Raw genomic sequence first — 13,191 nt, 5'->3', positions numbered from 1 at the left:
CGCTCGGGGGCTTCCCTCACGGGAGCGCCCCCGCCACCCAACCCGTCCTACTAAGCCGAGTGTAGAATCTAGTTATGAACTGTTCCTGCCACGGACCCGACGAGCCGACCGGCCGCGCCAACTGCGCGATCAACCGGCGGCAGTTTCTCGCCCGCAGCGGCCACACGCTCGGCGCCGCCGCGCTCGCCAGCCTGCTGCCGCACGAGGCGTTCGGTTCGGCTGCGTCACAAGGCGCCGCGCCCGGCGCCGGCGCTGCGCTGAGCGCCCTGCATCACGCCCCCAAGGCCAAGCGGGTCATCTACCTGTTCATGAGCGGCGGGCCGTCGCAGATGGACCTGTTCGATTACAAGCCGAAGCTCCGCCAGATGAACGGCCAGGAGCTCCCCTCGTCGGTCCGTGGCGAGCAGCGGCTCACCGGCATGTCCTCCAACCAGTCGTCGCTGCCGGTGGCCGGCGCGCAGTTCGACTTCGCCCAACACGGCAAGCATGGCGCCTGGGTCAGCGAGCTGATGCCGCACACCGCCCGGGTGGTCGACGACCTCTGCATCATCCGCTCGATGCAGACCGAGGCGATCAACCACGACCCGGCGATCACGTTCTTCCAGACCGGCTCGCAGAACGCCGGCCGGCCGTCGATGGGCGCCTGGGCGAGTTACGGCCTGGGGTCAACGAACGACAACCTGCCCACGTTCTGTGTGCTCGTGAGCAAGGGGGGATCGGGCCAGCCGATCTACTCGCGTCTGTGGGGCAGCGGCTTCTTGCCCTCCACGCACCAAGGCGTGCCGTTCCGCGCCGGCGCCGACCCGGTCCTCTACCTCGGCAATCCCCAAGGCGTGAGCGAATCGGCGCGACGCGGGCTCCTCGACCGGCTGGCCGAGCTGCACCGCATCGAGCACGAGAAGACGATGGACCCGGCGGTGCTCGCGCGCATCGAGCAGTACGAGATGGCCTTCCGCATGCAGACCTCGGTGCCCGAGGTGGCCGACCTGGCGAGCGAGCCGCAGAGCGTGATGGACCTCTACGGCCCCGACGCCAAGGACCCCGGCTCGTTCACCGCCAACTGCCTGATGGCCCGCCGCCTGGCGGAGCGCGGCGTGCGCTTCGTGCAACTCTTCCACCGCGGCTGGGACCAACACGACAACCTGCCACGCGACCTCCGCAAGCGGGCCGAAGAGACCGACCGCGCGAGCGCCGCGCTGGTGACCGACCTGAAGCAACGCGGCCTCTTGGACGACACGCTGGTGGTGTGGGGCGGCGAGTTCGGCCGCACCGCTTACAGCCAAGGACCGCTCACCGCCGACAACTACGGCCGCGACCACCACCCGAGGTGCTTCACGATGTGGATGGCCGGCGGCGGGGTGAAGCCGGGCGTCGTCTACGGCGAGACCGACGACTTCAGCTACAACATCGTCAAAGACCCGGTCCACGTGCACGACCTGCACGCCACGATGCTGCACCTGCTGGGCGTCGACCACGAGCGCTTGGTCTACAAGCACCAGGGCCGCCGGTTCCGGCTGACCGATGTGCACGGGCGCGTGGTGGATGATCTGCTGGCTTAGAGCGGTTTGCTCATAGGTGCAGACGCTCGTCTCGCGATCGGCGTCATGGCTTCGTCAGCCTGCATCGACAATGCACCGCATTGCCTGCTTCGGCTTCCTCGCCACGCCGCCAATCGCTTCCCCCCTCGTCCACACAATCCGAAAACCGCTCTAGCCCACGGTCATTGACCGGGGGTTAAATGATTGACCGGGGGATGAATAAACGACCGGGGTCGATGGCGGTTCGGTCGGGCGCGAACCTAGGCGGCCACACCGTCCCAAACGCGCGCCCAAAAATATTCTTACGCGACTTACGTCGATTCTCTTGTCGCGAAACCGAAGCGAAAGTCGTTTTCTAGAAACGCCTTACGACAAAATCGCCGGTGGCCAAGAATCGCTGCTGCGCGCGCGGCCAAAAGCGATTGTCGAAATTAGGTGAAACGCCCGTTACAAAGATAATTGGGCGCCGCAGGGGAGGGCGCGCATCGACCTAAGTCGTTTCGCGTCGGTCGCGGCGCCCGTTTCTCGCGGCGCCGATCGACGCAAGTCGTTGTTGCTCGGTCGACGTTTTTCTGGCGAGCTAAGACGCCGGAAGATTCTCAACAATTCTTGGCCGCTGTCGGCCGATCGAGAAGCGGCCGCCGGTTAGGCGTTCGCCACGAGCGACTCAGCCACCTGCTCGGCGATGGTCGTGACCAGTGCGAAGGGATCGACCGGCTTGGCCAGGTATTCGTCGCAGCCCGCGTCGAGGCACTTCTTGCGGTCGCTGCCCATCGCGTGGGCCGTGAGCGCGATGATAGGCGTTTGGCAGTCCGACTTGCGCAGCTCGCGGGTCGCTTGGTAGCCATCCATCACGGGCATTTGCATGTCCATCAGCACGCACTCGAAGGGCCCCTCCGAGCGGATCGCTTCGACGGCGGCGCCGCCGTTCTCGACGATCCGCACCTCGGCGCCCGCCTTCTCGAGCAGGTACCTGATGAGCCTCTGGTTGTCCGGCCCGTCCTCGGCCAGCAGCACGCTCATCCCGGCCAGCTTGGCGCCGGCGCTGGGCTTGTCGGCCGGCTTGGGCGGTTGGGGCGGCGGCGCCGCTGCGGCCCGCTCGGCCCGCACGGCGAGCCGGAAGCGGCTCCCCTGGTCGAGCTCCGAGGAGACGATGGTCACGTCGCCACCCATCATCTGGGCGAACCGCCTACTGATCGTCAGCCCCAGCCCCGTGCCGCCGAAGTCGCGGCGCATCGAGTTGTCGGCTTGGTTGAAAGGGCGGAAGAGCATCGCTTGCTGCTCGGCGGTCATCCCGATGCCGGTGTCGACCACGTCGACACAAAGGGTCCCTTCGACGCCGTCTTGCTCGGCGTCGTAGCAGGAAATGACCTTCACCTCCCCTTGGGGAGTGAACTTGATGGCGTTGCCTACCAGGTTGATCAGCACCTGGCGTAGCCGGACCGAGTCGATGACAACCGACTCGGGCAAGGCATCGTCGAGGTCGAGCGAGAGCTCGATGCCCGCCGCCTCGGCCTTCACGCCCATCAGCTCGATCACGTCGCTCAGCAACTGGCCGGGCGAGGCGGGGCTGAGCGACACGCTCATCTTGCCCGCCTCGATCTTCGAGAGGTCGAGGATGTCGTTGATGATGTTCAAGAGATGCTCGCCATTGCGGTGGATGGTCTGGATCGCGTCTCGCCGCTGCTCCGGGTCGTCGCTCGCCGACAAGATGTTGGTGAACCCGAGGATGGCGGTCATCGGAGTGCGGATCTCGTGGCTCATGTTGGCCAGGAACTCCGATTTGGAACGGGCGGCTTCGAGCGCCTGTTCGCGGGATATACGCAAGTCTAGCTCATCCTGCTTGCGCTGCGTGATATCCACAATCGCGCTGAGCACAAACGTCCCTTCTGCGGTAGGAACGGGGTTGAGGCCCACTTCGACCGGCACCTGAGACCCGTCTTTGCGCAGAGCGAACAGCTCTCGGCCGGCGCCCATTCTCCGCGGGTTCGGTGACTTCATGAACCGCTGGCGACTCTTGACGTGCTCGGCGCGGATCGGTTCGGGGAGGAGCGTCTCGATCGGCCGGTCGAGGATCTCCTCGCTCGGGTAGCCGAAGAGCCTTCCCGACTCGGCGTTCGAGAGCACGATCTTGCCCTCGGAATCGATCATCACCATGGCGATCGGGGCCGACTCGATGGTGGCGCGGAAACGCTCTTCCAGCAGACGCAGCTGGTGGTTGGATTCGGCCAGTTCGCTGGCGCGGCGGTCGAGGCTCTGCCGCATGCCGTTGAAGGCCCCGGTCAGGTCGCCGAGCTCGTCGTCTGCGGAGACGGGCAGGTCTTCGAGCAGTTCGCCCGCGGCGAGCCGCCGGGCGGCGAGCGAGAGGGCCTCGATCGGTTGGGCCAACAGGCTGGCGTTACGGCGCGCCACGACCCAGGCGACGGCGATCATGCCCGCCATCAGGGTCACGCCGAAGGCGGTCGTCAGGCGGTTGAGAGTCACCACCGACTGCGCGCTCGCCGACATCAAAGCGATCTTGCTGTCGGTGATGGCCGTGAGCAGGGCGATGGCCTCTTGGGCCAACGGCGCCGCGTCACGGCCGAGCAGTTGGCGGGCGACGTTCCAGTCGTCCGATCGCCGCAGCGAGATCGCCTTGTCGGCCGCACGCTCGAAGGCGTGCAGATCGCTCTCGATCAGTCGGATCAGATCGTGCTGCCGCGGGCCGAGCCGCTCGCGCTCGCGCCACAGGTACGCGCTGCGTGTCTTGGCGAGTTCGAGGCTCGAGCGGAAGGTGGTCTCGCTCAGCGAACTGCCTTGGTCGGCGATCGACGCGAGCTCGGCCCAACTGCGTGTGAAGTAGCCGCGCAGGTCGGCCATGGCGCCGAGCAGGTCGCGGCGGCCCGCGGCGGGCTTGGTCTTCTCGATGTTGATCGTGTCCGAGATCGAGGTGAAGATCGCTTCCGAACTCGGATTGGCGTGCAGCTCGATCAGGACCCGGGCCGGTTGGTTGCCCGGCGTTTGGGCGATGTCTTCGATCCACCATTGGCTCTCTTTGAGCCGCTTGAGCTTGTCGTCCAGCAGGCGGAGCCGGTCGCGGTTTTCTTGTTGCGGCCATTCCGTGCTGAGTTGATGGAGGGCCCGCATCGCGGGCTCGATGTCTTGGTCCCAGGCCAGGGCGCGGTCGTTGCGGTAGGTCTCGTCGCCGAGCACGACCCAGCCGCGCAGCGCCGCCAGTGAGCGGTGAACGCCCGCCTTGAGCCGCATCGTCTCGCGGACGGTGGGCCCCTGCACGCGGGCCAATTGGTCGGCGACCCCCTGGATCGCCATCACGCCCAGCAGGGCGGCGAGCAGCACGGCGAAGCCGACCGCCGCCACGCTCATGTGCGAGCGGAACAGCTTGCGGCTGAGGCCCCCGCGGGCGCCGCGGGGGGCGTCTTGCGGGGGTGTGCGGTTGGTGTGATCCGTCATCGGCTCTCGGCTCCCAGGGCGAGATCCGCGGACCGATCGCTGAGCCAATTGGGGTGCGTGGCGACCAATCGCTCCAGCTGCTCGAGCCTCGCATCGAGGAGCTTGGCGCGCTGGAGCACGTGCGACGGGAACTTGCGGCCGGGGTGGTACACGGGCCGCAACTCCACCGCGTCGGGCAGCAGGCCGTGCAAGTAGGCTAACTCGGCGACGATCAGCGACGCCAGGTGGTGCACGTCGTTCGGTTCGGCCGTAGCGACTTCACGCGGATCGACGCGCAGCTGGAGTGTTTTCATGCCCGTGGCGGTCGTGATCTCGCGCACCCGCTCGAAGCAAACCGCAAGCCGCTGATAAACGTCGCTGGGCCGCTTGCCGGGCACGAAGGGGGGCGTCGCCGTGGTCGCCTCGGCCTGGGGGAACTGCTCGAGCAGCCGAGAGACATAGCCCAGCGCAACGGTCACCTCCATGAACACGTCGCTCGGCTCCACGCGGCGGTCGAGCACGAGGTTCAACTGGCGGTTGGTCTGCACCACTTCGCGGAAGACGTCGGTGGGGGTCCGCTCGCCGATGACGGCTGCCGGCTCGGAGGGCGGGGGGATCTGGTACTGCGCGCGGACCGACCGGAGCCGCTCGCAAACCGCGTCGGCGAGCGCGGCGACGTGACGCGGCTGGATCTCGCCGGTCGGCTTGGCGGGGGGAGCGAACTGTTCGCGGGTGTGGTCGAAGCAGAACTGGTCGGCGTTTTGCAGCAACGCGACCGCTTGGAAGTAGGCCTCACGCGATTCGGCGCCGGTCAGCTCCATACGCGGCTGCACGCAGAGCGGCTTGCCGATGTAATGACGAACCGTGTCGAGCTCCGCCTGCACACGCAGCACCTTGGCGTAGACGTCGGTCGGTGTGATGGTCGCGGCGTCTCCGAGCTCCGCAGCGTCCCCTGGCTCGGCAGCGTCCCCTGGCTCCGCGGGGGCGTCCGACATTGAGGCGGCGGGCGAGGCCATTGCCCAGCAGGCGGCGCACAGCCAGCAGGCGGCTAGAAGGCCGTGGTGAGAGAGGATTGGCGTCGTCCGGGTCGCTCTCATGCTTCGCCTGCGAAGTCTAGCGTGCCAAGGGGATGGTGAGATGGTGGATGCCGCGCAGCAAGCCAGACGGCCGGCCCATGACAGGTCTGGCAAGTCTTAGTCACCCTGAAAGGGGTAAGAGGAGGAAGCCTTCAAGATGCGGATTCCATCAGACGCCGGAACTCGCTGGCCGCAGAACGACCCGTGCATTCGGTGCAACCCTTGCAGCCGTTCGGCTTCGAAGGGGGCCCAACCGGGCTAGAGAAAAATATCAGGCGCCGCCTTGGTCCGCCTGCGCGGCGGCGGCGTCGAGGCGTCGCAGCACGGCCGCGGGGTCGAGGCCGCTCTGCTCACAGAGATAGCGGACCGACTTGCCGCCGCAGCTCGTGTCGATGCCCAGCTCGGCGAACACGCGCGCGGTAGCCGGGTGGTCGATCAGCCAGTCGGGCGCGCTCGTGTCGAGATCGCAAACCATCCGGGCTACGCCTTCTTGTTGTCGCTCTGGGTGACGACCTCGCAGAGCGGCACGATCGGGCTGGTCGAGCTGAGCAGCTCGGCGATCGTCACCTCGGCCAACGCCCGCTCGGCCGACTCGTAGACCTTGTCGAGCTGGGCGTGCAGCGGGCAGAGCTCGGTGTGCGAGGTGAGCCCGAGCGGGCAGCTGCGGATGCGTTCGAGCGGGGCTACGGCGTTCACCACGTCGAGGATCGTGAGATCGCCCCCGCCCGGCGCGAGCTCGTAGCCCCCCCCGGGGCCGCTGCGCGAGGCAACGAGCCCCGCGGCCACCAGGTCTTGCAGCACCCGGGTGAGGTAGCGGCGGGGCGCCTGGGTCTTCTCGGCGATCAGGTCGGCCGAGGCGGGCGCGCCGTCTCGTGCGGCGAGGCAGGTCACGGCGCGGAGGGCGTATTCGTGGGTTTTGGAGAGCATCGGCCGGTCGGGGGATTAATGCACCTAGACGTGTAGTATGGTATTCTATACCATCAGGTGCATGTATTGGGTCAGCGGCGGTTGGCCCGTGGGAACCAACGTTTTTTCTCAACGAGTTAGAGCATGCTAAGCCCAAAAACGATTGCGATTGTCAAAGAAATCACTCCGGCGGTGGCGGCGAACGCCGAGACGATCACGCGGGCGTTTTACGAGCGAATGTTCCGTGAGAACCCTGAAGTCCAAGCGTTCTTCAATCAGGCCCACCAGCACTCGGGCGGGCAGCAGCGGGCGCTGGCGGGGGCCATTTGTGCTTATTTCTCTCACATCGACAACCTCCAGGCGTTGGGACCGGCGGTCGAGCTGATCGTCCAAAAGCATTGCTCGCTTGGCATCCAGGAGCAGCATTACCCGATTGTCGGCAAGCACCTGCTGGCGGCCATCGGCGAGGTGATGGGCGACGCCGTGACCGACGAGGTGGCGGCGGCCGTGGGCGAGGCTTACGAGGTGCTGGCCGGGGTGCTGATCGCGCGCGAGAGTGAGGTGTACCAATCGCAACGATCGGCGCCGGGCGGCTGGAACGGCTTCCGATCGCTGGTGGTCGACGACAAGGTCGCCGAGAGCGACGAGATCACCTCGTTCTACCTGCGTTCGGCCGACGGCGCGCCGCTGGCCGACTACCTGCCGGGGCAATACCTGACGGTCCGTTTCGACGGTCTCAGCCCGCCGACCTCGCCACGCAACTACAGTCTCTCCGACCGGCCCGGCACGGGGCGGTACCGCATCAGCGTGAAACGCGAGTCGGGCGCCGACGCGTCGGTCCCGGCCGGGTTGGTGTCGACGCACCTGCACGACGCCGTGCGGGTGGGCGACGTGGTCGAAGCCGGTCCCCCGTGCGGTGAGTTCACGCTCGACCCCGCGGCGGTTGGCGACCGGCCGATCGTCTTCTTGGCGGGCGGTGTGGGAGTGACGCCACTGCTGTCGATGGCCAAGTCGCTCGCTCACGCGGGGTGCGAGGCGCCGGTCGCTTTCTTGCAGGCGGCGCGCAACAGCAGCAGCCACGCCTTCGCCGACGAACTGCGCGAGCTGGAGGAGAGCCTGCCCGTTTTCCGTCGAATGGTGCTCTACGACCGGCCGTCGGCCGACGACTTGGCGAGCGGGCGTTGCAACGCGGAGGGGTGGGTCAGCGCGGATCTGCTGCGCGAGTGGGCCCCGTGCGACGACGCGGAGTTCTACTTCTGCGGGCCCAAGCCGTTCATGCAAACGGTCGCCGCCAGCCTGGCTCGGCTAGGCGTGGGCGACGACCGGATGCATTACGAGTTCTTTGGGCCATTGCAGGAGCTTCACTCCGCATCGGCGTGACGCGTGACGACGGCCTGCGCCGACGACCATGGGTCGTCGGCTGCGGACGCGTTTTGCGACTTAACTGTCGGCGATTTGCAAACAGCTGGCAGCCGCGTCAATCCACTAGGCCGTTGAGGAACGCCTCGAGGTTCGTGTAGCCGTCGCCGTTCGAGTCGAGGGGGCCGTCGGCGGCGTCGTTCGGGTCGAGGCCGCTGGCCAGCTCCCATTCGTTCGGCATGCCGTCGTTGTCGGAATCGAAATCGGCGTCGCGGTGGACCTCCGGGTAGTCGTCCCAGCCGCCGACGTCCTTCTGCGAGTCGGGCAGCCCCGGCTTGCCGCTCTTGCTGCCGACGTAGGTGGCCGTGCCGGTGCGTGTTTCACGGATCACGCGTTGGTCGTGCTCGTCGAGCTTGGGGTAGTTGCAGCCGACGTCGCCGAGCACGTCGTCGTAGGCCTGCTCGGCCGAGGTGGTCGTGACGTGGTGCTCGAAGAACGGCTCGGGCAGGGTGACCGGCTCGGGCTGGCTGCCTTGGACCCGCATGCCAACCAACTCGCCGGTCGGTCCCTCCGGCCCGGTGACGCCCTCCATCACGTTGCCCTCGACGTAGTACTGTTGCGGCCCGAACGAGGGGTTCTCGTACTGCGGTTTGAGATAGTACTTGATCCGCGAGGCGGGCCCCGACTTGTAGTAGTTGTTCACGAACTGAACGAGGCGGGCGCCGCCGTCCGTGGTGCGGTAGTCCCAGTTGTAGACCACGTTGTTGCGCAGATCGAGTTGCCCGCGGTGGCGGTTCGCCTGGTCGGTGCCGCCGGCGAGGCTCCAGTTGCGGCCCGCGCAGTGGGCGAGCAGGTTGTGGTGGAAGCTGCCCCGGTCGCCGCCGATGCTGGCGGCGAAGCCGTGGGCGCTGCCCTCGCCGTACTTCTTGTGCCCGGCGATGTTGAGCGCCTCGCTGATCAGCGTGCGTTGCAGCGTGATGTTAAGCGCGCCGCGCGAGCTGAACGCCTCGTCGTGCGACCAGCTGATCGAGCAGTGGTCAACGATCGAGTGGTCGCAGCTCGCCAGCCCCATGCCGTCGAGCGTCTTGCCGGAGGTGTCGCCCGGCCGCACGCGGAGGTAGCGGACGACGAGGTCCTCGGCGCCGATCGCTCCGAGGTTGAAGTTCGACACGCAAACGCCCATGCCGGGGGCCGTTTGGCCGGCGATCGTCAGGTCGCCGTTGCGGATGATGAGACGATCGTTCAGGACGATGCGTCCGGAGACGTCGAACACCACGGTCCGCGGTCCCTCGGCCTCGACGGCGGCGCGGAAGCTGCCCGGGCCGTTGTCGTTGAGGTTGGTGACCTTGATCACGCGACCGCCGCGTCCGCCGCGGGCGAAGCGGCCGTACCCCTCGGCGCCGGGGAAGGCGAGCGAGCGGGTGCGGAACGTCCAGCTCTCGCCGGGCGTGACGGCGCCGTCGGCGCCGACGGTGTCGACGCGCCAGGCGTGCGAGAGGAGGCTGTTCTTCTCGACCGACAGCTCGAGCGACGGCTCGGTTGTCTCGACGGCGGGGGCCGTGGCGAGATTCTGCTCCGCCTCATCGGCGTCGAGCGCAGCGGCGTGGCGGACCTGGTAGCCGGTGGCGCCGGCAACGGGTCGCCAGCTGAGCGCGACCGTGCCTTCGTCGGCGTCGGCGTGGCCGTCGCCGTGCGTGGGGGTCGGCAGGGCGGCGCGGAGGGCGGGGTTCGAGCCGTCGATCTCAACGCCGTTGAGCACCAAGCCTTCGCCCGTGAGCCGCACAACGGCGGGCTCGCCCTCGGTCGCCTCGAACTCGACGTACGCGGTCGCCGCGTCGGCGTTGATCTTGGCGTCGTTGGCAGGTTTGACGGTCGACTTCGTGTCGCCCGCGGCGAGCACGAACTCGGAGGGCGAATCTCCGCTCGGCTGGTTGTGGAAGGTGGCGAGGCTGTGCTTGCCGGCGGCGAGGCCGGTGAGTGTGATCTCGATCGCCTCGCCTTGGCACGTGACGCCGTCGCTCACGAGCGTGCCGCCCGTGACGAGGCCCGCCTTGTTCAGGAAACCCTCGAGCGGGGCGCCGACGCCGCGGAGCGAAACGCTCAAGCCATCGGCTTGTTGGGACACGGTCTCGGCGCTCTTGATCTCCCACTCGCGCCAGTCGTACGACTCGGCGTCGCGGCGGCCGGTCTTGCCGCTCAGGTCGTAGCGGAGCGGCTGGGCGGGGAGGTCGGACGCGATCGCCAAAACGGCGAGCAGCGAGAGGGACAGCGGAACGACACTTTTCATCACAAAACTCACTGAGGGGGAGTTTGAGGGGAGTTCACGAAGTGGATCGAGATCGATGAGTCGCCAAGGCCCTCGGCCCGGGCGGTGAGCACGGCTTTGCCGGGCGCCCCCGTGCTGCGGAGCACCACGAGGGCGTGGCCTTGGTCGAGCAGCGCTCGGGGCGCGGTGTAGGGGATAAGGCTCGTGAGGTCGGCGTTGCCCGCGGCGATGATGGCGGCCGGGCCCTCCACGCCAAACTCTACCGCGCGTTCGTCGCGAGGGCAGAGCTGGCCCTGCTCATCGACGAGCCGCAGCTCGACATAAACAATCTGCTGGCGCCCGGCTTGGGGCGATGCGTTGTCGGCGTGCATTCGCAGGCTTTGCGGTTTTCCGGCCGTGCGGAGCACGAAACGCTCGGCCTCAGCGCCCGTGGCGTCGAGGCCAATGGCTACCAACTCGCCCGGCTCGTAAGGGACTTCGAGACGCGCCTCGAAGCCGTGGGCCTCGCCGCCAGGCTTCTCGCCCACGACGCGGCCGTTGAGCTCGAGCCGGACAGTTGGCCAGCGCGACCAGACGCAAACGGTGAGCGGCTCGCCCGCGTGATCGGGCCAGTTCCAATGCGCGCGGGTCGGTTCGACCGCCCACGGCGTGACGCCCCACGGGCCGCCGTCGCTGGGCACGACCACGGCGGCGTGCAGCCGTTCGCCGCGGTCCCAAACGATGTTGCGGAAGTGCGAGATCGGTTTGCGGCGGCCGGTGATGTCGATGTCGCCACAGGCGGCGCCGTGCCACGGGAAGTGCTCGCCGACCCAGTGGGGGCGGGCCTCTTTGCCGGGTGGGAAGACGCGGCCGATGCCCGCTTCGCCCAGGTAGTCGATGCCGCTCCAGACAAAGTCGCCGATCACGTGTGCGTGTTCCTGACAGGCCCGCCAGCCGGCGACGACATCGGCCTGGTACGTTTCGCTGGCGTAGACCACGCGCTCGGGGAGCCGGGCGTGGTCGGGCGCGTAGCGGTCTTCTTCGTAGTTGTAGCCAACCAGGTCGAGCTCGGCGAACAATGCGTCGAGACGCGGCCACTTGGCGTCGTCGCCCAGGCCGTTCACGCCGGCCGTGACCGGCCGGGTCGTATCGTGCGTGCGTACGAGCTCGCGCATCGCGCGGGCCGTGGCGGGAGCGGACTCGTCGCCGCGCTCGTACATCTCGTTGCCGAGGCTCCACATGATGACCGACGGGTGGCGGCGGTCGCGGAGCACCATCGCCGTGAGGTCACGGCGCCAGTGGGCGTCGAACCGCTCGCCGTAGTCGTGCTTCACTTTGGGCTTGCGCCAGGCGTCGAGCGCCTCGTCGATCACGAGCAGGCCGAGCTCGTCGCAGGCGTCGAGGAAGGCGACGGCCGGCGGGTTGTGCGCGGTGCGAACCGCGTTGAAGCCGGCCTCCTTGAGCAATCGCGCCTTGCGGCGTTCGGCGGCGCCAAAAGCCGCGGCGCCCAGCACGCCGTTGTCGTGGTGCACGTTGCCGCCGAGCAACTCAACCGGCTGGCCGTTGAGGCGCAGCCCTCCCGCGGCCGACGCCTCGACGCCGCGAACGCCGAAGCGAACCGACTGCTCGTCGGTCGCTTCATCGCCCTGCAACACGCGCAGCCGCGCGGTGTAGAGCCGTGGCGAATCGGGCGACCAGAGCCAAGGGGTCTTCAGCTCGATGGGGAAGGTCGCGTCGATTCCGCCGTTGGCCGGAACCGAATGGCTTTCGGTGTGAGCGGCGACCGGATCCCCGTCGGGGCTGAGGAGCGTGGCTTCGACCGTGATGAGTGCGTCGGCGCCGCTCGTGTTCGCGACCGAGGCGTGGACGGCGACCGTGGCGGCATCCTCGCCGACCGCGCGGGTTTCGACCCACGCGCTGTCGTGTGTGATGTGGATCGGCCCGGCGGTCTCGAGCCACACGTGGCGGCAGAGGCCCGAGCCGGTGTACCAGCGGCTCGACGGCTGAGGCGTGTTGTCGACCCGCACGGCGAGCGCGTTCTTGTCCTCACGGAGCTTGTCGGTCACGTCGAGGCGAAACGGCGTGTATGCGTAGTCGTGGCCGCCGAGCGACTCGCCGTTGAGCCAAACCTCGCAGCGTTCGCTGACCCCCTCGAAATGGACCCAGCAGCGCTGCTCGCCCGAGGGCTTTTCGAGCGACCGCCGGTACCAACCGATCCCGGTGGGGAAGTACCCTCCGCCGCCCCCGCTGGGCGCGTCGGCTCGCGGGGCGTGTTCGATGCTCCAGTCGTGCGGCAAGACGACCGCGCGCCACGCGGCGTCGTCGTAGCCAGTGGCCTCAGCGCCGGCGGCGTCGCCGTGGTGGAAACGCCATGCGTCGTCGAGCAACGAGCGATCGGCGGCCAGCGCCGCGCCGCAAAGCAACAGGGCGAAGGGCAGGGCGTAGATGGCTGGGCGAAAAACGTTGGGCATCCGCCTATTGCACCCCGCGGCATGGCGGGCCTCAACCGGTGTGGCCCAAAACAGGGCGATTCATGGCCGGTTGTCGGAAGATAGACGGTCGTCGCCGCAGTAACATAGTATGGAGGCTCACACCGCAACTCGTTGCGGCTTCTTTCTCCGACGGTTTCTCCTCCGAG

The 13,191-nt window shown here is 67.8% G+C and carries 8 protein-coding genes; 2 read left to right on the top strand and 6 right to left on the bottom strand.

Annotation, left to right across the window (positions count from 1 at the left end):
• Nucleotides 1-74: 74 nt before the first annotated feature.
• The gene (locus tag Mal64_RS07085; protein ID WP_146398422.1) at nucleotides 75-1,559 is read left to right on the top strand and encodes a DUF1501 domain-containing protein; all 1,485 of its coding nucleotides are present in this window, start codon (nucleotides 75-77) and stop codon (nucleotides 1,557-1,559) included.
• A gap of 624 nt (nucleotides 1,560-2,183) precedes the next feature.
• Here Mal64_RS07085 and Mal64_RS07080 read toward each other — a convergent pair.
• The 4 genes from Mal64_RS07080 to Mal64_RS07065 all read right to left on the bottom strand — a co-directional run bounded on the left by Mal64_RS07080 (nucleotide 2,184) and on the right by Mal64_RS07065 (nucleotide 6,970).
• Nucleotides 2,184-4,988 (bottom strand): hybrid sensor histidine kinase/response regulator, encoded by a 2,805-nt coding sequence (locus Mal64_RS07080; protein ID WP_146398421.1) that lies wholly within the window; start codon nucleotides 4,986-4,988, stop codon nucleotides 2,184-2,186.
• The gene (locus Mal64_RS07075; RefSeq protein ID WP_146398419.1) at nucleotides 4,985-5,962 is read right to left on the bottom strand and encodes a hypothetical protein; all 978 of its coding nucleotides are present in this window, start codon (nucleotides 5,960-5,962) and stop codon (nucleotides 4,985-4,987) included. Before Mal64_RS07075 ends, Mal64_RS07080 begins: the two co-directional genes overlap by 4 nt.
• Nucleotides 5,963-6,314: 352 nt before the next feature.
• Nucleotides 6,315-6,518 carry a DUF542 domain-containing protein gene (locus Mal64_RS07070; protein ID WP_146398417.1) on the bottom strand — a complete coding sequence of 68 codons (204 nt, stop codon included), beginning with the start codon at nucleotides 6,516-6,518 and terminating at the stop codon, nucleotides 6,315-6,317.
• Between the two features lie 5 nt (nucleotides 6,519-6,523).
• Nucleotides 6,524-6,970 carry an Rrf2 family transcriptional regulator gene (locus tag Mal64_RS07065; protein WP_146398415.1) on the bottom strand — a complete coding sequence of 149 codons (447 nt, stop codon included), beginning with the start codon at nucleotides 6,968-6,970 and terminating at the stop codon, nucleotides 6,524-6,526.
• Nucleotides 6,971-7,093: 123 nt separating this feature from the next.
• Between Mal64_RS07065 and hmpA the strand changes: the two genes are divergently transcribed.
• On the top strand, nucleotides 7,094-8,329 hold the full coding sequence (gene hmpA / locus Mal64_RS07060) for an NO-inducible flavohemoprotein (protein WP_146398413.1): 1,236 nt from the start codon (nucleotides 7,094-7,096) through the stop codon (nucleotides 8,327-8,329).
• 97 nt (nucleotides 8,330-8,426) lie between these two features.
• Here the strand turns inward: hmpA and Mal64_RS07055 are convergent, their stop codons facing one another.
• Together Mal64_RS07055 and Mal64_RS07050 are read right to left on the bottom strand one after the other, a co-directional pair.
• Nucleotides 8,427-10,595, bottom strand: a complete 2,169-nt coding sequence (locus tag Mal64_RS07055) for a T9SS C-terminal target domain-containing protein (RefSeq protein WP_146398412.1) — start codon at nucleotides 10,593-10,595, stop codon at nucleotides 8,427-8,429.
• Between the two features lie 8 nt (nucleotides 10,596-10,603).
• Complete coding sequence (locus Mal64_RS07050; protein ID WP_146398409.1) at nucleotides 10,604-13,024, bottom strand: glycoside hydrolase family 2 TIM barrel-domain containing protein; 2,421 nt, start codon at nucleotides 13,022-13,024, stop codon at nucleotides 10,604-10,606.
• Nucleotides 13,025-13,191 lie beyond the last annotated feature (167 nt).

The organism is Pseudobythopirellula maris, assembly GCF_007859945.1.
Classification (GTDB): domain Bacteria; phylum Planctomycetota; class Planctomycetia; order Pirellulales; family Lacipirellulaceae; genus Pseudobythopirellula; species Pseudobythopirellula maris.
The sequence above is the reverse complement of the archived record's forward strand: the minus strand, read 5'-3'. Positions and strand labels throughout refer to the sequence as shown.

What these genes read in the sequence shown, in the direction of transcription:
- Mal64_RS07085 (WP_146398422.1), top strand. Translation starts at nt 75, where the DNA reads ATGAACTGTTCCTGCCACGGACCCGACGAGCCGACCGGCCGCGCCAAC.
- Mal64_RS07080 (WP_146398421.1), bottom strand. Translation starts at nt 4,988, where the DNA reads ATGACGGATCACACCAACCGCACACCCCCGCAAGACGCCCCCCGCGGC.
- Mal64_RS07075 (WP_146398419.1), bottom strand. Translation starts at nt 5,962, where the DNA reads ATGTCGGACGCCCCCGCGGAGCCAGGGGACGCTGCCGAGCCAGGGGAC.
- Mal64_RS07070 (WP_146398417.1), bottom strand. Translation starts at nt 6,518, where the DNA reads ATGGTTTGCGATCTCGACACGAGCGCGCCCGACTGGCTGATCGACCAC.
- Mal64_RS07065 (WP_146398415.1), bottom strand. Translation starts at nt 6,970, where the DNA reads ATGCTCTCCAAAACCCACGAATACGCCCTCCGCGCCGTGACCTGCCTC.
- hmpA (WP_146398413.1), top strand. Translation starts at nt 7,094, where the DNA reads ATGCTAAGCCCAAAAACGATTGCGATTGTCAAAGAAATCACTCCGGCG.
- Mal64_RS07055 (WP_146398412.1), bottom strand. Translation starts at nt 10,595, where the DNA reads ATGAAAAGTGTCGTTCCGCTGTCCCTCTCGCTGCTCGCCGTTTTGGCG.
- Mal64_RS07050 (WP_146398409.1), bottom strand. Translation starts at nt 13,024, where the DNA reads ATGCCCAACGTTTTTCGCCCAGCCATCTACGCCCTGCCCTTCGCCCTG.